17 protein-coding genes and 1 pseudogene are annotated in these 17,348 nt (G+C 68.8%); all 18 read left to right on the plus strand.

Going from position 1 to position 17,348, the window contains the following annotated elements:
* The first annotated feature begins 269 nt into the window (after positions 1–269).
* Positions 270–1,565 (plus strand): sensor domain-containing protein, encoded by a 1,296-nt coding sequence (locus tag AB0O34_RS09225; protein ID WP_363914365.1) that lies wholly within the window; start codon positions 270–272, stop codon positions 1,563–1,565.
* 22 nt (positions 1,566–1,587) lie between these two features.
* Positions 1,588–2,235, plus strand: coding sequence for a response regulator transcription factor (locus AB0O34_RS09230; protein WP_363914367.1), 648 nt, complete (start codon positions 1,588–1,590; stop codon positions 2,233–2,235).
* 380 nt (positions 2,236–2,615) lie between these two features.
* Positions 2,616–2,834, plus strand: coding sequence for a 50S ribosomal protein L31 (gene rpmE / locus AB0O34_RS09235; RefSeq protein WP_363914369.1), 219 nt, complete (start codon positions 2,616–2,618; stop codon positions 2,832–2,834).
* A gap of 96 nt (positions 2,835–2,930) precedes the next feature.
* A complete protein-coding gene (gene prfA / locus AB0O34_RS09240; protein WP_363914371.1) occupies positions 2,931–4,001 on the plus strand; it encodes a peptide chain release factor 1 in 1,071 nt (356 codons plus the stop codon).
* Between the two features lie 23 nt (positions 4,002–4,024).
* Positions 4,025–4,879 (plus strand): peptide chain release factor N(5)-glutamine methyltransferase, encoded by an 855-nt coding sequence (prmC, locus tag AB0O34_RS09245; RefSeq protein ID WP_363914373.1) that lies wholly within the window; start codon positions 4,025–4,027, stop codon positions 4,877–4,879.
* 55 nt (positions 4,880–4,934) lie between these two features.
* Positions 4,935–5,585: pseudogene (locus AB0O34_RS09250) on the plus strand (L-threonylcarbamoyladenylate synthase); the annotation flags it as partial.
* 664 nt (positions 5,586–6,249) lie between these two features.
* Positions 6,250–8,190 (plus strand): hypothetical protein, encoded by a 1,941-nt coding sequence (locus AB0O34_RS09255; protein WP_363914375.1) that lies wholly within the window; start codon positions 6,250–6,252, stop codon positions 8,188–8,190.
* A gap of 16 nt (positions 8,191–8,206) precedes the next feature.
* Positions 8,207–8,590, plus strand: coding sequence for a hypothetical protein (locus tag AB0O34_RS09260; protein ID WP_363914377.1), 384 nt, complete (start codon positions 8,207–8,209; stop codon positions 8,588–8,590).
* A gap of 107 nt (positions 8,591–8,697) precedes the next feature.
* Positions 8,698–9,984: a serine hydroxymethyltransferase gene (gene glyA / locus AB0O34_RS09265; RefSeq protein ID WP_363914379.1), complete on the plus strand. Its 1,287-nt coding sequence runs from the start codon at positions 8,698–8,700 to the stop codon at positions 9,982–9,984.
* A gap of 60 nt (positions 9,985–10,044) precedes the next feature.
* Positions 10,045–11,289 carry an MraY family glycosyltransferase gene (locus AB0O34_RS09270; RefSeq protein WP_363914382.1) on the plus strand — a complete coding sequence of 415 codons (1,245 nt, stop codon included), beginning with the start codon at positions 10,045–10,047 and terminating at the stop codon, positions 11,287–11,289.
* Between the two features lie 204 nt (positions 11,290–11,493).
* On the plus strand, positions 11,494–11,916 hold the full coding sequence (locus tag AB0O34_RS09275; RefSeq protein WP_363914384.1) for a hypothetical protein: 423 nt from the start codon (positions 11,494–11,496) through the stop codon (positions 11,914–11,916).
* 78 nt (positions 11,917–11,994) lie between these two features.
* Positions 11,995–12,207 (plus strand): AtpZ/AtpI family protein, encoded by a 213-nt coding sequence (locus AB0O34_RS09280; RefSeq protein ID WP_358551084.1) that lies wholly within the window; start codon positions 11,995–11,997, stop codon positions 12,205–12,207.
* Positions 12,208–12,265: 58 nt separating this feature from the next.
* Positions 12,266–13,057, plus strand: a complete 792-nt coding sequence (atpB, locus tag AB0O34_RS09285) for a F0F1 ATP synthase subunit A (protein ID WP_363914386.1) — start codon at positions 12,266–12,268, stop codon at positions 13,055–13,057.
* 67 nt (positions 13,058–13,124) lie between these two features.
* Positions 13,125–13,358, plus strand: coding sequence for an ATP synthase F0 subunit C (gene atpE / locus AB0O34_RS09290; protein WP_248964339.1), 234 nt, complete (start codon positions 13,125–13,127; stop codon positions 13,356–13,358).
* Positions 13,359–13,389: 31 nt separating this feature from the next.
* The gene (locus AB0O34_RS09295) at positions 13,390–13,938 is read left to right on the plus strand and encodes a F0F1 ATP synthase subunit B (RefSeq protein ID WP_358551088.1); all 549 of its coding nucleotides are present in this window, start codon (positions 13,390–13,392) and stop codon (positions 13,936–13,938) included.
* A complete protein-coding gene (locus tag AB0O34_RS09300; protein ID WP_363914389.1) occupies positions 13,938–14,747 on the plus strand; it encodes a F0F1 ATP synthase subunit delta in 810 nt (269 codons plus the stop codon). Before AB0O34_RS09295 ends, AB0O34_RS09300 begins: the two co-directional genes overlap by 1 nt.
* 40 nt (positions 14,748–14,787) lie before the next feature.
* Positions 14,788–16,437 (plus strand): F0F1 ATP synthase subunit alpha, encoded by a 1,650-nt coding sequence (gene atpA, locus AB0O34_RS09305; protein WP_363914391.1) that lies wholly within the window; start codon positions 14,788–14,790, stop codon positions 16,435–16,437.
* A gap of 3 nt (positions 16,438–16,440) precedes the next feature.
* Entirely contained in the window at positions 16,441–17,343 is a 903-nt protein-coding gene (locus tag AB0O34_RS09310; protein ID WP_363914393.1) for a F0F1 ATP synthase subunit gamma, read from the plus strand.
* Positions 17,344–17,348 lie beyond the last annotated feature (5 nt).

A 17,348-nucleotide genomic window follows, 5' to 3' on the forward strand; every position in this document is an offset into this window, starting at 1 on the left:
CTGATGAAGGGGCGGCGGGCCACACGGCCCGCCGCCCCTTCTTCACGTCCGGACCCCTTCTTCGGCCCGCCGGAGGCATGATGGGCTTGGCGGCGCTCCTCTCCGTCCGGTGGGGTTGTCCCCACCCGAGGACTCGCGCCTGCCCCATGGCGGCGCCCCCGAGGACTTGGCAGGCTCGTGTCGTCCGGTCGAGTCACGGCGGCCGGCCCCTGCGCGCAAGGATGCCCGTCCGGATGCCCGGCCGGACGCCCGACAGGAGGAGCCACAGGATGACTGCCGAAGCGGCGGTGACAGGGCGCCCGCCGTTGCGCGAACGCGTGCCGTTGGGGCCGCGCGGGCCTCTTGGCCTGCTCGTCGACCCCATGACCTGGCGGGCCGCGCCGTACCTCATGGTCAGCGCGGCCCTCGGCGTCACCTGGTTCGTGATCCTCGCGGTGGCCGTGCCCGCCGCGCTGGCGATGATCCTCGTCTGGGTGGGCGTGCCGCTGTTCGTGCTGACGATGCTGCTCTGGCGGGTTGGGGCCATGCTGGAGCGCCGTCTCCTCAGGCTCGCCCTGGGCGTCACCATCCCCGATCCGTACCGGCCGAGGCCGGGCCGGGGGCTCGGCGTCCATCTGGGGTGGCTGTTCGGCGATCCCGCCACCTGGAAGGACCTCGGTTACCTGCTGCTGCTGTTCCCGCTCGGCATGGTCGAGTTCTTCGTATCGCTGACGTTGTGGGTGTGCTCGATCGGGTTCCTCATCCAGCCGGTCCTCGTGACCATGGGCCAGACGACCGCGATCACCGACCAGCTGGTGATCGCCAGCGTGCCCGAGTCGCTGCCGTGGGCCTTCGTGGGGCTGCTTCTGCTGGTGGCCACGCTCTACATCGTCCGGGCCATGGCGTGGCTCCACGGCACGCTGGCGACCGCGCTCCTCGGTCCAGGTGACGAGGCCCGGGTCATGCACCTGCGGGCGAGCCGGGCCAGAGGCGTGGACGCCGCCGAGGCCGAGCGGCGCAGGATCGAGCGTGACCTGCACGACGGCGCCCAGCAGCGGCTGCTCTCGGTGGCCCTGGACCTCGGGAGGGCCCAGGCCAAGCTCGACTCCCATCCCGAGGAGGCCAGGGAACTGCTCGCCCAGGCCCACGCGGGCACCAAGGCCGCGATCACCGAGTTACGCGATCTCGCGCGCGGCATTTACCCGGCCATCCTCACCGACAGGGGCCTCGACGCGGCGCTGTCGGCGCTCGCCGCCCGGGCGCCGGTCCGCGTGGACGTCTCGGTCGAGAGCGCCGACCGGCCGCCCGCGGCGGTGGAGAGCATCGCGTACTTCATCGTCGCCGAGTCGCTGACGAACATCGCCAGGCACTCGGCGGCCACCGAGGCGTCGGTCAAGGTGAGCCGCGAGAACGATCGGGTCGTGGTGGAGGTACGGGACAACGGCGTCGGCGGCGCGGAGGCACGCCCCGGGGGCGGGCTCGCCGGGCTCGCCGACCGCGCGGCGACGATCGACGGCGCGTTGACCGTCGAGAGCCCGCCGGGCGGCCCCACGCTCATCCGCGCCCGGCTACCGTACGAGTGGTGATGGTCATGAGGTGGCGGCCGCCATGCGGGTGGTGATCGCGGAGGACTCCGTCCTGCTGCGAGAAGGGCTGATCAGGCTGCTCGCCGACGGAGGCATCGACACGGTGGCGGCGACGGGCGACGGTCCGGGCCTGGTCGAGGCCGTGCGCACGTACGAGCCCGATCTCGCGGTCGTCGACGTGCGCATGCCGCCGAGCCACACCGACGAGGGTCTACGGGCGGCGCTCGCGGCCCGTGCGCTGGTGCCCGGGCTCCCCGTGCTGGTGCTGTCGCAGTACGTCGAGGAGCGGTACGCCACCGAGCTCATCGGGCGTGGCGCGGCGGCGGTGGGCTACCTGCTCAAGGAACGGGTCGCCGACGTGGCCGAGTTCCTCGACGCGGTGCGCCGGGTCGCCTCGGGGGGCACGGTCATCGACCCCGAGGTCGTCGTGCAGTTGCTGAGCCGCCGCCGGCACGACCGCCCGATGGACTCGCTCACCGGGAGGGAGGCGGAGGTGCTGGGGCTGATGGCGGAGGGCCGGTCCAACAACGCGATCGCCGGGCGCCTGCGCGTCACCGAGGGCGCGGTCGAGAAGCACATCTCCGGCATCTTCGGCAAGCTCGGCCTCGATCCCACACCTGACGACCATCGCCGGGTGCTCGCCGTCCTGGCCTATCTGGGCCACGTCTAGGTAACGCGCACGGCTCGTCCGCCGGGCGCGGAGAGCGCGCCGTGACCGTATCGGCGGGGTCGTCCTGCGGGTCTCGTGGCGGAGGCGTGACTCGCGGATGGCGCAACGACTGCGGTCACCTGCTGAATTTTCCGTAAATATTGGTGTTCCTTCGCTTAGGCTCCGCAGGCCGCCGGAGACCACTTCGGCGGTGTCGTGTCAGCCTCCAGTCCCGCCCGGGACCTGGTCCCTCCCGCCCGGGAATGATCGATGGCCTGGTGTGGTTACAGGATCTGGCACACTGGTAGCCGAACCACGGCGGTTCCGGTTCCCGCCCGCCCGCGCGTCACCTGACCGCGAGAGACGAAGGCGACCCGGCGACCGCGCCAGAGAGGATTGACATGAAGCCCGACATTCACCCGGAGTACGCCACCACTCAGGTGACGTGCAGCTGCGGCAGCAGCTTCACCACCCGTAGCACCGCCAAGAACGGCGTCATCCACGCCGACGTGTGCTCCGCCTGCCACCCGTTCTACACGGGCAAGCAGAAGATCCTGGACACCGGTGGCCGGGTCGCCCGCTTCGAGAAGCGTTTCGGCAAGAAGCCCGCGAGCAAGTAGCTCGGCAAGAAGCGCCGGCTCGGAGTCGTCCCCCATTCTGGGGGGCGGGCCCGGGTCGGCGTTCTTGGTGATGGCCCCGGTTCTTGCCTGTTTGTGATGGAAGAAGGACACACGGTGAACCTCGACGAGTTGCTCAACGAGTACGCGGAGCTTGAGCAGAAGCTCGCCGACCCCGCCGTGCACGCCGACCAGAACCAGGCGCGGACCCTCGGTAAGCGCTACGCGCAGCTGACCCCCATCGTCTCCACCTACCGTGAGCTCGAAGGCGTCCGGGACGACCTGCAGGCCGCCAAGGAGCTCGCCGGCGAGGACCCGGCCTTCGCCGAGGAGGCCGTCGAGCTCGAGGGCCGCATCTCCCCGCTGGAGGAGCGGCTCACACACCTGCTCGTCCCGCGCGACCCCAACGACGACAAAGACATCATCATGGAGATCAAGGCCGGCGAGGGCGGCGAGGAGTCGGCCCTGTTCGCCGGAGACCTGCTCCGCATGTACCTCCGGTACGCCGAGCGCGTCGGCTGGAAGGCCGAGATCATCGACGCCCAGCACTCCGATCTCGGCGGCTACAAGGACGTCACCGTCGCGGTGAAGGGCAAGGGCGCCGACGGCGTCTGGTCGCGCCTGAAGTTCGAGGGCGGGGTCCACCGGGTCCAGCGCGTTCCGGTCACCGAGTCGCAGGGCCGCATCCACACCTCCGCGGCCGGCGTCCTCGTGTACCCCGAGGCGGAGGACGTCGAGGTGCAGATCGACCCCAACGACCTCCGCGTCGACGTGTTCCGCAGCTCCGGTCCGGGCGGGCAGAGCGTCAACACCACCGACTCCGCCGTGCGGATCACCCACGTGCCGACCGGAGTGGTCGTCTCCTGCCAGAACGAGAAGAGCCAGCTGCAGAACAAGGAGTCCGCCCTGCGGATCCTGCGTGCGCGGCTCCTCGCCATAGCCCAGGAGGAGGCCGACGCCGCGGCCTCGGCCGAGCGCAAGTCGCAGGTGCGCACGGTCGATCGTTCCGAGCGCGTCCGCACCTACAACTACCCGGAGAACCGCATCTCCGACCACCGCGTAGGGTTCAAGGCCTACAACCTCGACCACGTCCTCGACGGCGACCTCTCCGCGGTCATACAGGCCCTGGCGGACGCCGAGATGGCGGACAAGCTCGCCTCCCACTCGTAACGACACAATCGACGAAAACTCCCATGACCCTGCTGATGGACGAGATAGCGCTGGCGACCGCCCGGCTCGCCGAGGCGGGTGTGCCCTCACCGCGAACCGACGCTGAGGAGATCGCGGCGTTCGTCCATGGTGTGCGGCGTGGCCAGCTCCACACGGTGCCCGATTCCGAGTTCGACGCGCTGTTCTGGGAGGGCATCGCGCGGCGCGAGTCGCGCGAGCCGCTGCAGCACATCACCGGGCACGCCTACTTCCGGTATCTGTCGCTGGAGGTCGGTCCCGGTGTGTTCGTGCCGCGGCCTGAGACCGAGGTGGTCGCGGGCTGGGCGATCGACCGGCTGCGCGAGATGGACGTCGCGTCCCCGGTCGTGGTCGATCTCGGCACCGGCTCGGGCGCCATCGCCCTGTCGATCGCCCAGGAGGTCGCGCTCGCCCAGGTGCACGCGGTCGAGGTCGATCCGGTGGCGTACGGCTGGGCCAAGCAGAACATCGTGGAGCATGGTCAGGGCCGCGTGTCCCTCCATCCCGAGGATCTCGCCGACTGCCTTCCCGAGCTCGACGGCCAGGTTGACCTGGTCGTCTCCAACCCGCCGTACATCCCTCCTGGGGCCGTGCCACGCGATCCCGAGGTGCGCGACTACGATCCGTCCCGCGCCCTGTACGGCTCGGGGGAGGACGGCCTCGACGAGGTGCGCGCCGTCGAGCGTACGGCGCGGCGGTTACTGCGTCCCGGAGGCCTCGTGGCCGTCGAGCACGCGGACCAGCAGGGCTCGGCCGTCTATCTCGTGTTCTCCGAGGAGCGCGGCTGGCGGGACGCTCGTAACAACGCCGATCTCGCCAACCGCGATCGTTTCGTCACGGCACGGTTCGGCCAGGAATAGGAGCCCGCACCGGTCTCCCGGCGCCGGGCTCACCCACGTGGGAGGATGAAAAGTCGTGAGTCGACGCTATGACTCTTCGAACATCGAGGAGCGTGCCGCAGGGCTGGCCGACGCCGCGTCGGCCATCAGGGCCGGCGAGCTCGTGGTCATACCGACCGACACGGTCTACGGCATCGGGGCCGACGCCTTCACCCCGTCGGCGGTCGCGGACCTTCTGGAGGCCAAGGGGCGTGGCAGAGACATGCCCGTCCCCGTGCTGGTCGGCACCGTCCGCGCGGCGGGCGCCCTGGTGGAGGACCTCGGCAGCTACGGGCAGGATCTGATCGACGCGTTCTGGCCCGGCCCGCTGACGCTGGTCTGCCGGGCGAGCCGCTCGCTCAACTGGGACCTCGGCGACACTAAGGGCACCGTGGCGATCCGCATGCCGTTGCACGCGATCGCGCTGGAGCTTCTCAAGGAGACCGGGCCCATGGCGGTGAGCAGCGCCAACCGGTCCGGCGCGCCGCCCGCGACGACCGCGGCGGACGCCGAGGAGCAGCTCGGGGAGTCGGTGGCGGTCTACCTCGACGGCGGCGCGTGCGCCGACAGCACGCCCTCCACGATCATCGACCTGACGACCCCCGTGCCCCGGGTGCTGCGTAAGGGCGCCATCTCGGTCGAGAAGCTGCGAGGCGTGATCGGGTACGTGGCGACGGACGCCGAACCGGAACCGGAGCCCGACCTCGCCAAGTCGGACTCTGGCGACAAGGTCGACCTAACCGATAATGCCGACCAGGCTGACAAGCCAGATCAGTCCGACAAGTCTGATCAGGTCGAGAAGGCCGACCACGCCGACCACGCCGACAAGGCCGGGCCGGCCGACGAGGTCCGGCCTTCCGTGACGGTTGAGACTTCGGAGAAGCCCGAGCCCTCGGAGAAGGCCGAGACGTCGGGGAAGGCGGAGACGTACGAGAACTCCGACAAGTTCGACAAGACCGACAAGCCGACCTCGATCGATCCCGTGGACGAGAACACCGGGGCCGGTCTGGCCGACTCGGTGAGATCCGGCAAGTCCGGTGCGGCCGACGCTACGAGGAAAGACGCCTGACGCGACGGGAAAGACGGCTGACACGACGAGGAAAGACGGCTGACGCTGCGCGGGAACGCGAGTGGCGGCGTCCGGGCACCGGCTCCGGCGCCGCTCGCGTCCTCCGCGAATCATGCCGTATGGCTATCGCCGGGGCGTATGGTCGGTGGGTCTCAGTACCGTGAGGTGCGTCTGTGCTCTTGAGCGACGGGCTGTAGCGAGGGAGCATGGCTGCGAGCGGGCGCGAGCCCTCTCCAGTGAGCGGAACCAGGGGGAGCGCGACCACGAGCACCGGGAGACGCCCATGGGCAAGCTGGACGGAATGGACCCGAAGCTGGTCCGTGAGCTGTTGGCCGAGGTCGGGCGGGCCGGTGCGCAAATGCGCACCGTGGAGTCCCGCATCACCCAGCTGACGAGCGGAGCCGGCCTGGCGGTCCCGGCCACCCATCGGCCCGCCCAGGTGGCGGACGCGGGAGACACGCTGGTCAAGGATGTCGGCGCCAGGCTCGTCCTCCTGGAGAAGAAGGAAAAGCAGAACGACCCGGCGACCGGCCCCAAGGGAATGAAGCAGACCGTTCCCGACAAGCACGACTCGAAGTCTCAGGGCGACAAGTCCGAGAAGTCCGACAAGGACGGCACGCCCACCAGCGACTCCCACGACAAGTCGCAGAAGCAAGATCCCCCGAAGACGGACAAGGATCATGCTCCCAAGGCCGACAAGGACCACACTCCAAAGTCCGACAAGAACGACGCCCCCAAGGCCGACAAGCCCGACAAGAACGACGCCCCTAAGGCCGAGAAGCACGAAAATCCCGCCCCCAAGGGCGACACGCACGACGCCCCTAAGGCCGAAAAGCACGACAAGGATCCCGCCCCCAAGGCTGACAAGCACGACCCCAAGGGCCACACGCACGAGGTCCCCAAGAGCGACTCGCAGGACAAGACCCACAAGGTCGAGTCTCCGCAGGCGGAAAAGCCCGAGAGGCACGAGTCTCCCGAGGCCGATCGGTCCGATCCTTCGCCGAAGGCCGACAAGCCGGATCCCGCTCCCAAGCCTTCCGACAAGCACGACGCCCCTCAGGCCGACAAGCCTGACAAGCACGACACTCCCAAGTCCGATAACTCGGATCCCAGCCCGAAGGCCGACAAGTCCGACCCGGCGCCCACGGGGGACTCGGCCCCTCAGGGTGACCCTGCTCCAAATGGGGATTCTGCGCCTACGGGGGACTCCGCTCCGCAGGGTGATGCGGCTCCGAGGGCTGAACCGGCGCCCACGGGGGACTCCGTTCCTAAGGGGGATTCCGTTCCCAATGCGGATTCTGCGCCTACGGGGGACTCCGCTCCGCAGGGTGATGCGGCTCCGAAGGCTGACCCGGCGCCTACTGGGGACTCGGCTCCGGAGGGTGGGCAGCCGCAGTCCGTGCCTCCGGCTGGGGATGGGGGGCAGGGCGGGGCCGATGGGCAGCTTGATACGCCGACTGTGGACAATCCCCACGACATCGACACCACGCAGGAGCGGACCCGGGTGATCGACGTCGATGGCGTAAGGGTCGTCGAGGTCACGATGAAGCCGCCCAGCGCGGAGCATCTCCGCTGGCTGATGCAGAACATGGACAAAATCCCCCCGACGGAACAGCCGGTGGTCGTCCCTCCCGACGGGGCCGCGCCAGGCCATCCTCACGCGGACGGGCCTGTCGGCTATATCGAGCCCGGCGATCCGTCCGGCTCGGCCAAGCCGTCGGCACCCCTGGCCCCGGATTCGGGCGGGCAGGCGACAGGGCAGGCTCTCGCGGCTCCTCAGGGCGTTGTCCAGCCCGGTCAGCATGTTCAGTCAGGTGTTTATGCCCCGGCCGACGACGCGGCCCGATATGGCCATTACAGCGGCGACGGCCCCCAGAACGGCGACGGCCCCCAGAACGGCGACGGCCCCCAGAATGGCGACGGCCTCCGGAACGGCGGTGGTTCCCAGTACGGTGACGGCCCCCAGGGCGGCGGTGGTTCCCAGTACGGTGACGGCGTCCAGAGCGGTGGTTCCGAGAACGGCGGGTTCCGCGATGGTGACGGTTACCGGAGTGGTCCAGGCGGTGCCGAAGCGGGTGCTGGGCAGCTCGGCGGCTCATCCGCGTTCCCCGGTTCGGCCTCGTCGGCCGGGTGGCGGGAGGGCTCTGAGGCGCCGCCGGATGGGTGGGGTTCGAGTTCGTCGCCTGAGGACGAGGGCGGCGTGACATCGCCGTCCGGTTCGTAGAGGAGGGCCGCCTGAGATGTATACCGACCCGCCGGCGCCGCAGCCGCTCCAGCCTGGGGAGACGCCCCCCGCGTCGTCTTCGGCCGACCCGTTCAGCCCGGACGGCCAGGCGAGCAACTGGCGCTTCAACCCCGAGTACCAAAAGCTCGTCGACCTCTGGCAGCAGACGCAGCCGTTGCTCGAAGGGCTCACCACCTCGCTGGACAAGGCGTACCAGATGGCCCGCAGCCGGGATGTCTGGGACGCGCCGGTCGCCGAGCGGTACGTCCAGGACATGACCGAGTGGCGCAACCGTCTCGGCATGTACCGCCAGGCCGTGCTGACCGCCATCAGCGACCAGGCGGCGGACACCCCCCGCTGGGTGCCGACGGCGTCCAGCGCTCCCCACGCCTACAGCTGATCGTCGCCGCGGAAGTGCGGTGACCTGGCATCACGAGGCATACAGTGGGGAGATCGGTGGTCCTTACCGCACGCGTTTCGCGCGGGGGAAGGAGTGGTGAGCGAGCCATGCACGCGAAAGAGCGCGGCCACGAGCACGCTGATGACTTCTACGGGCCTGATTTCTCCGAGCTTCAGCGGGAGGATCCGGAGATCGCCCAGGTTCTGCTCGACGAGCTCGGGCGGCAGCGCGGCGGCCTCCAGTTGATCGCCAGCGAGAACTTCGCCTCGCCCGCCGTGATCGCGGCGCTGGGATCGACGCTCACCAACAAGTACGCCGAGGGTTACCCCGGCCGGCGCTACTACGGCGGCTGCGAGGTGGTCGACCGTGCCGAGCGGCTCGCCATCGACCGGGCGAAGGCGCTGTTCGGAGCCGATCACGCCAATGTCCAGCCGCATTCGGGCTCGTCGGCCAACCTGGCCGCCTACGCGGCGCTGCTCCAGCCGGGCGACACCATGCTCGCGATGGAGCTGTCCCACGGCGGCCACCTGACCCACGGTTCCAAGGTGAACTTCTCCGGGCGCTGGTTCAACGTCGTGGCGTACGGCGTGCGGCGCGACACTGAGACCATCGACTACGACGAGGTCCGCGAGCTGGCGGTGCGGCACCAGCCCAAGCTGATCATCTGCGGCGCCACGGCGTATCCCAGGCTCATCGACTTCACGGTGTTCCGGGGCATCGCCGACGAGGTGGGGGCCTGGCTGCTCGTGGACGCCGCGCACACGATCGGCCTGGTGGCGGGGGGCGCCGTTCCCTCGCCCGTGCCGCACGCCGACGTGGTGACGTTCACGACGCACAAGGCCCTGCGCGGGCCGAGGGGCGGGGGCATCCTGTGCACGGCGGAGCTCGCCTCCAAGATCGACCGTGCGGTGTTCCCGTTCGTCCAGGGCGGCCCGCTGATGCACGCGATCGCGGCCAAGGCGGTGGCCTTCGGCGAGGCGGGGCGGCCTGAGTTCCGCGCGTACGCCGAGCAGGTGGTGGCCAACGCCCGTGCGCTGACCGACGCGCTGGCGGGCGAGGGCATGCGCCCGGTCTCCGGCGGCACCGATACCCATCTCGCGCTGATCGATTTGCGTGGCCTCGGGGTGACGGGAGCGACGGCCGAGCAGAGCTGCGCCCGTGCGAAGATCACTCTCAACCGCAACGCGATCCCGTACGACCCCGAGCCGCCCACGGTGACCTCCGGCATTCGCATCGGCACCCCGTGCGTCACGACGCAGGGCATGGGGGTGACGGAGATGAAGGAGATCGCCTCGATGGTCGCTCAGGCCGTGCGTGATCAGGGTGCGGTAGCGTCGGTGGCCGAGCGGGTGACGCAGCTCACCCGGGGTCATCCAGCGTATCCACGCGGTTAATGTGCTGTTCTGTGCAGTTTTCCGGTCACATCTGACCGGACAATCCGGGAAACTAGGTTCGTGCGCGAATACACTCTCATAGCGCTGGTCGCAGCGGCGGTCACCTATCTGCTGGTCCCGCTGGTCAGGGTTTTCGCGCTGCGCATCGGCGCCGCGCCGGAGATCCGCGAGAGAGACGTGCACACGGTCCGCACCCCGCGCCTCGGCGGCCTGGCGATGTACGCCGGCATGATGGCAGGGCTGTTCGTCGCCAGCAAACTCGACCACATCGGCCCCAAACTGGCCGATTCCCGGATGGGCGACGGCAAGACCGTCATCGCGCTGGCCCTCGCGGGCGGCGTGATCGTGCTGATCGGCTTCCTGGACGACTGGTGGGGGATGGACGCCTTCATCAAGCTCGGGGGTCAGATCGCCGCGGCGGGGCTGCTCGTCGCGTTCAAGCTGACCCTTCTGTGGGTCCCCCTGCCCAACGGCAACACGATCAGCCTCGACAGCACGCTGCAGACGATCATCACCATCCTGATCGTCGTCGTGGCCATCAACGCGGTGAACTTCGTGGACGGCCTGGACGGCCTGGCGGCCGGCATCGTCTGCATCGCCGCGCTGGCGACGTTCGCGTGGACGATCGCGCTCACCGACAGCATGGACCAGGGCCGCCTCAGCATCACGGCGGCCATCACCGCGGTCCTGATCGGGATGTGCCTGGGCTTCCTGCCGCACAACTTCCACCCCGCCAAGATCTTCATGGGCGACACGGGCGCGATGCTGATCGGCCTGGTGCTCGCCACCTCGGTGGTCACGGTGACCGGCACGGTCGACTACAACGGCGCCGCGGGGGCCAGCGACATCAACCGGTTCCCCGTCGTCCTGCCCATCCTGCTTCCCCTCGCGGTCATGGTGCTCCCGCTGGCCGACCTCATCATGGCGGTGGTGCGGCGCACCTCGTACGGGAAGTCGCCCTTCGCGCCCGACCGTGGTCACCTGCACCACCGGCTGCTGCAGGTGGGCCACTCCCACCGGCGCACCGTCCTCATCATGTACGCGTGGACGTTCCTGTTCGCCGCGACCGTCGTTGGCCTGTCGGTCGGCGGCGTGCCACTGATCGTCTTCCCCGTCGTCGTGCTGCTCGCGCTGGTCGTGCTGGTCATGATGGGCCTGCCGGTCTGGCGTTCGGGGCGGGGAGGCCGTGGCGGGGGCGCCCACGCCTCCGGACGGGGGCCCGCGCCCGACTCCGGCCCGGCCGCGGAGGACCCGCCCGTGCCGGGCGCGGCCACCAGTTCGCGCGCCTCGGCGGCGACGGGCTGAACCCTGCGGTTCCTTGACACCGGCCGGCCCGCCCGGTTCCGCCGGGCGCCGGCGGCTGGTCGTCGATTCATCGGTCTACCAGCACGAAAGCCCAGGTAAAGGCGGCCATTCCTGAGCTTGTGATACCTTTCACTAGCAGGGGCGGGCAGGACTCGCCTCGCAAGGTAGCAATCGCTCGCTTGACAACTGTTTCTTGGAGCACCGATGCAGGCCAACGACGTTCGCGCGCTCAAAGGCGCGGCTATACCCACCATCGCGGTCGGGCTGGTTGTCGTGGTCGTGGCCGCGCTGATGGCCGGAACCAAGGGTGCGCTGGGAGCGGCGATCGGGGTCGTCGTGGTCGCCGCGTTCTTCACCGCCGGCCTGGTCGCCGTCACCTGGGCGGGCCGCGTCTCGCCGCAGCTGATGATGCTGGCCGCCGTGCTGGGCTATCTGGTGAAGGTCGTCCTGCTGATGGTGCTGCTGAGCTCCTTCTCGGACGCCACGGCCTTCGCGCCGCGGGCCTTCGGTTGGAGCGTCGTCATCTGCACGATCGTGTGGACGATCGGCGAGGTGCGCGCCTTCCTCAAACTCAAAATGCTTTACGTCGACCCGGATGCCAAGGTCCCCGGACAGGGTGGCCGGTGATGAGCGTAAGATTCCCCGGGGCCGGTGTGGGGTCCGATATGACTAGTCCCCCGCCCGCCTGCTATCGTCGTGCCCGCGATGAGCGAGCAGCGCAAGCCCGAGGAAGACGGCCGCGACTTCGCCAATGCCGCCTGGTCCGTCCCGAGCACACTGATCGCCGGGATGCTGGTCTGGGGCGGTGTCGGCTGGTTGCTGGACCGTTGGACCGGCGTGGGCGCGTTTTTCCCGATAGGCGTCATCCTCGGGGTCGTGCTCGCTGTCTACCTGGTCTATGTGAAGTACGGCCGCTGAGCGCGCCGACCACATCCCGCAGTCTTCTGTTGATCCACCATCTTGGAGGGAACGCCGCGTGAGCGCGCTGACGGTCCTCGCCGACGGAGAGTTCGAAGCCCCGGGGCCTTCGATCTTCAACTTCCCCCCGCTCTGGCCAGGCGCCCCGGAATGGGCGTCGAAGCCCACCTTGCTCGCCGTTGCAGGCGCGCTCATTGTCTGCGCGCTCGGGTGGGCCGCCTTCTCCAGGCCGAAGCTCGTGCCTCGCGGCATGCAGAACATGGGTGAGCTCGGTTACCTCTTCGTCCGCGACCAGGTGGCCCGCCCGTTCCTGGGCAAGGACGCCGAGCGCTGGATGCCGCTGCTGCTCTCTCTGTTCTTCCTGATCCTCCTCTACAACATCTTCGGTGTCGTGCCGTTCGTCCAGATTCCGATCGCGTCGCACATCGCTTTCCCATTCGTCTTCGCGATCACGATCTACGTGATCAAGCTCTACCTGGGGATCAAGCACCAGGGGCTCGTCGGCTACTTCAAGAACATGATGTTCCCGCCGGGGCTGCCCAAGCCGATCTACGTGCTGCTGGCTCCGATCGAGTTCCTCTCGAACCTGATCATCGCGCCGTTCACGCACGCGGTCCGACTCTTCGCCAACATGTTCGCCGGTCACATGCTGCTGGCGTTCTTCAGCGCGGTCGGCTTCTGGTTCCTCTTCGAGAGGTTGACCGTCACCGGCGCCGCGGTGGGCGTCCTCGGTGTGGTGATGACCATCGTCATGACCGGGTTCGAGATCTTCATCGAGTTCCTGCAGGCGTTCCTCTTCACGATGCTGGCCGCGATGTACATCGGCGGCTCGCTGCACCCCGAGCACTGAGTCTCTCTACTGACCTGGTACTGACCGGTGAATCTTCACCGGCCGACAAGTAAAGGAAAGCATCACAATGAGCCTTCTCGCTGAGGTCTCCGGCAACGTCACCGCCATCGGCTATGGCCTCGCCGCCATCGGCCCCGGCATCGGCGTCGGCATCATCTTCGGTCAGGGCGTGCAGGCGATCGCCCGCCAGCCCGAGGCCTACGGCCTGATCCGCCAGAACATGCTGCTGGGCTTCGTCCTCACCGAGGCGCTGGCCCTCATCGGTCTGGTCGCGCCGTTCATCTTCCAGGGCATCAAGTAACGCGAACAACCCCTGACGAAAGGCTGCAGCCATGACTCTGGGAGCCAAGCTCCTCGCCGCGGAAGCGGAGAATCCGCTCATCCCGCATGCTTACGAGCTCATCGTCGGCGGCTTCGCGTTCCTGGTCGTCTTCATCGTCGTCGGCAGGATCCTCACCCCGCGCATCCAAAAGACGCTGGAGGAGCGGACCGAGGCCATCGAAGGTGGCATCAAGAAGGCCGAGGACGCCCAGGCCGAAGCCCAGCGCACGCTGGAGGAGTACAAGGCCAAGCTGAACGAGGCACGTCACGAGGCCGCCCGCATGCGGGAAGAGGCTCGTGAGCAGGCCGCGCAGATCAAGGTCGAGCTCCGTGAAGAGGCCCAGGCCGAGGCCCGGCGCCTGGTCGAGGCGGCGCACGCGCAGATCGAGGCCGACCGCCAGCAGGCGTTCGCCCAGCTGCGCGGCGAGCTGGGTCGCCTCGCGACCGAGCTCGCCGGCCGCATCGTCGGGGAGTCGCTCGAGGACGAGACCCGGCAGAGCCGTGTCGTGGACCGGTTCCTTGAGGAGCTCGAGTCCGCGGGCGGGGCGGCGGTGCGCTGATGAGGGGCCTGAGCCGCACCTCGTTCGCCGCCGTCGAAGAGCGTTTCAACGCGGTGGCCGCGACGGCGGACCTCGGCCGCCTGGCCGAGGATCTGCACGGCGTCGCCGTCCTGCTCGACCGCGAGCACGGGCTCCGGCGCAACCTCGCCGACCCTGCCCGTTCCGCGGAGCAGAAGGCCGAGGTCGTGCGGTCCCTGCTGGGCGGCAAGATCAGTGACGCCGCCCTGGAGACGGTCGTCGCGGCCGTCTCCGCCAAGTGGTCCAGGTCCGCGGACCTCTCGGACGCGCTGGAGCGGCTCAGCGTCATCGCCTCGGCCGCCGAGGCCGAGTCACAGGGCCGGCTCGACGACGTGGAGGACGAGCTTTTCCGGTTCGGCCGCATCGTCGAGGCCAATCCCTCGCTGCGCCTGGCGCTGGTCGACCCGGCCATCCCAGGGGACGCGAAGCGGCAACTGCTCGCCGAACTGCTGGGCGACAGGGTCGCGCCGGCCTCGCTGCGGCTGATCACGCAGGTCGTGCTGCACCCGCGAGGGCGTAGCTTGGAACGAGCGCTGGAGGCGTACATCCAGCTCGTCGCGGAGCAGCGGCAGCAGCTTGTCGCCGTGGTGCGGAGCGCGGTTCCGCTGAGCGATGTCCAAAGGGAGCGTCTCGCAACCTGGTTGCGCACCACTTACGGTCGTGACATCCACCTGAACACCGAGGTGGATCCGCGGGTGCTGGGTGGATTCTCGGTCAGGCTCGGTGACGAGATGATCGACACCACGATCGCAGGACGTATTGAAGATGTCCGCCGCCGGTTGGCCGGCTAGGAGTGTCGAGGCGGCCGATGATTAGGGAGACTGAGTAGAGATGGCGGAGCTGACGATCCGGCCGGACGAGATCCGGGACGCGCTTGAGCGGTTCGTTCAGGCGTACGAGCCGGAAGGCGGGGCGCGTGAGGAGATCGGGACCGTCGTCGACGCCGGCGACGGCATCGCCCACATCTCCGGCCTTCCCTCGGCGATGGCGAACGAACTGCTTGAGTTCGAGGACGGTACGCGCGGTCTGGCGCTGAACCTGGATGTCCGGGAGATCGGTGTCGTCGTCCTCGGCGACTTCAGCGGAGTCGAGGAGGGCCAGTCGGTCCGCCGGACGGGCGAGGTCCTGTCCGCGCCGGTCGGGGACGCCTTCCTCGGCCGCGTGGTCGACCCGCTGGGCAACCCCCTTGACGGCAAGGGCCCGATCGAGGCGGAGGGGCGCCGTCCCCTCGAAGTGCAGGCGCCCTCGGTCGTCCAGCGCCAGCCGGTGAAGGAGCCGCTGCAGACCGGCCTCAAGGCGATCGACGCCATGACGCCGATCGGCCGCGGCCAGCGCCAGCTGATCATCGGCGACCGCGGCACGGGCAAGACCGCGATCGCCGTGGACACGATCCTCAACCAGCGCGAGAACTGGGCCACCGGCGACCCGGCGAAGCAGGTTCGCTGCGTCTACGTCGCGGTCGGCCAGAAGGGCTCAACGATCGCGCAGGTCAGGGCCCGCCTGGAGGAGGCGGGCGCGATGGAGTACACCACCATCGTCGCCGCCCCCGCCTCGGACCCGGCCGGTTACAAGTACCTGGCGCCCTACACCGGTTCGGCCATCGGCCAGCACTGGATGTACCAGGGCAAGCACGTTCTCATCGTCTTCGACGACCTGACCAAGCAGGCCGACGCCTACCGCGCCGTGTCCCTGCTGCTGCGCCGTCCGCCGGGCCGCGAGGCGTTCCCCGGTGACGTCTTCTACTTGCACTCGCGTCTGCTGGAGCGCTGCGCCAAGCTCTCCGACGACCTCGGCGCGGGGTCGATGACCGGTCTTCCGATCATCGAGACCAAGGGCAACGACGTCTCGGCGTTCATCCCGACCAACGTCATCTCCATCACCGACGGTCAGTGCTTCCTGGAGACCGACCTGTTCAACGCGGGTGTCCGTCCGGCGATCAACGTCGGTGTCTCGGTCTCCCGAGTCGGCGGGTCGGCGCAGATCAAGGCGATGCGGAAGGTGGCCGGCACGTTGCGCCTGTCCCTGTCGCAGTACCGCGACCTGGAGGCCTTCGCGGCCTTCGCCTCCGACCTGGACGCGGCCTCCCGCGCCCAGCTGGAGCGTGGTGCCCGCCTGGTCGAGCTGCTCAAGCAGCCGCAGTACACCCCGTATCCTGTGGAGAAGGAAGTCGTCTCGGTCTGGGCCGGCACCAGCGGCGAGCTCGACGACGTACCGCTGGAGGACGTGGCCCGCTTCGAGGCCGAGTTCCTCGAGTACCTCTCCTCGAAGTACAAGGGCGTCCTCGACAGCATCCGCGAGACCAAGGATCTGAACGACGACACGATCACGACCCTCAAGGACGCGATCACGGAGTTCAAGAAGACGTTCCAGACGTCGACCGGCGAGCTGCTGATCCAGGACGAGCCGGTCGAGGCGCTCACGGCGGACGAGGTCGGCCAGGAGAAGATCGTGAAGCACGTCCGCAAGACCGAGAAGAAGTAGCTCATGGGTGCCCAGCTAAGACTGCTGCGGCGGCGGATCAGGTCGGTCAAGTCCACGGCGAAGATCACGCGCGCCCAGGAGCTCATCGCCTCGTCCCGCATCATCAAGGCGCAGCAGCGCATGGAGGCGGCCGTACCGTACGAGCGTGAGATCACTCGCGCGGTGTCGGCCGTCCTCAGCAACACCGCGGAGGTCGACCACCCGCTGACGGTCGAGAAGGACCAGCCGTCAACGGCCGGCGTGCTGATCGTGACCAGCGACCGCGGTTTCGCCGGAGGCTTCAACGCCAACATCCTGCGCGAGGCCGAGGCGCTGGCCGGTCACCTGCGTGGCCGCAACGTGCAGATGAAGCCGTTCGTCGTCGGCCGCAAGGGCATCGGATGGCACCGCTTCCGCAGCCGGGAGATGAGCGGGGAGTGGTCGGGGTTCTCCGACAACCCGCTCTACTCCCACGCCAAGGACATCGCCGGCTCGCTGGTCGACGCCTTCGTGGACGAGAACGGGATCGACGAGATCCACGTCGTGTACACGCAGTTCGTCTCCATGCTTACGCAGGAGGTGCAGGTCAAGCGGATCCTGCCGCTCGAGGTGGAGGAGACCACCGAGGAGCCGGCCGAGGGCCCGCTGCCGTACTACGAGTTCGAGCCGACCGCGGGTGAGGTGCTGAACCAGCTCCTTCCCCGCTACATCGAGTCGCGCATCTACAACGCGCTGCTCCAGTCGGCCGCCTCGGAGCACGCCTCCCGCCGAAGGGCGATGAAGTCGGCGACCGACAACGCCAACGAGCTCATCCGCACCTTCACCCAGCAGATGAACCAGGCTCGCCAGGCCGAGATCACCCAGGAAATCAGTGAGATCGTCGGTGGCGCCAACGCGCTCGCCGACGCCTCAGCGGGGAAAGAGTGAGAAAC

The organism is Sphaerisporangium sp. NPDC088356, from assembly GCF_040685555.1.
In the GTDB taxonomy this organism is placed as follows: Bacteria; Actinomycetota; Actinomycetes; order Streptosporangiales; family Streptosporangiaceae; genus Sphaerisporangium.

Coding starts and splice junctions, on each gene's coding strand:
- AB0O34_RS09230 (WP_363914367.1), top strand. CDS start 1,588: ATGCGGGTGGTGATCGCGGAGGACTCCGTCCTGCTGCGAGAAGGGCTG.
- atpA (WP_363914391.1), top strand. CDS start 14,788: ATGGCGGAGCTGACGATCCGGCCGGACGAGATCCGGGACGCGCTTGAG.
- AB0O34_RS09300 (WP_363914389.1), top strand. CDS start 13,938: ATGAGGGGCCTGAGCCGCACCTCGTTCGCCGCCGTCGAAGAGCGTTTC.
- AB0O34_RS09275 (WP_363914384.1), top strand. CDS start 11,494: ATGCAGGCCAACGACGTTCGCGCGCTCAAAGGCGCGGCTATACCCACC.
- AB0O34_RS09255 (WP_363914375.1), top strand. CDS start 6,250: ATGGGCAAGCTGGACGGAATGGACCCGAAGCTGGTCCGTGAGCTGTTG.
- AB0O34_RS09280 (WP_358551084.1), top strand. CDS start 11,995: ATGAGCGAGCAGCGCAAGCCCGAGGAAGACGGCCGCGACTTCGCCAAT.
- glyA (WP_363914379.1), top strand. CDS start 8,698: ATGCACGCGAAAGAGCGCGGCCACGAGCACGCTGATGACTTCTACGGG.
- AB0O34_RS09310 (WP_363914393.1), top strand. CDS start 16,441: ATGGGTGCCCAGCTAAGACTGCTGCGGCGGCGGATCAGGTCGGTCAAG.
- rpmE (WP_363914369.1), top strand. CDS start 2,616: ATGAAGCCCGACATTCACCCGGAGTACGCCACCACTCAGGTGACGTGC.
- atpE (WP_248964339.1), top strand. CDS start 13,125: ATGAGCCTTCTCGCTGAGGTCTCCGGCAACGTCACCGCCATCGGCTAT.
- AB0O34_RS09260 (WP_363914377.1), top strand. CDS start 8,207: ATGTATACCGACCCGCCGGCGCCGCAGCCGCTCCAGCCTGGGGAGACG.
- AB0O34_RS09295 (WP_358551088.1), top strand. CDS start 13,390: ATGACTCTGGGAGCCAAGCTCCTCGCCGCGGAAGCGGAGAATCCGCTC.
- prmC (WP_363914373.1), top strand. CDS start 4,025: ATGACCCTGCTGATGGACGAGATAGCGCTGGCGACCGCCCGGCTCGCC.
- AB0O34_RS09225 (WP_363914365.1), top strand. CDS start 270: ATGACTGCCGAAGCGGCGGTGACAGGGCGCCCGCCGTTGCGCGAACGC.
- prfA (WP_363914371.1), top strand. CDS start 2,931: ATGGAAGAAGGACACACGGTGAACCTCGACGAGTTGCTCAACGAGTAC.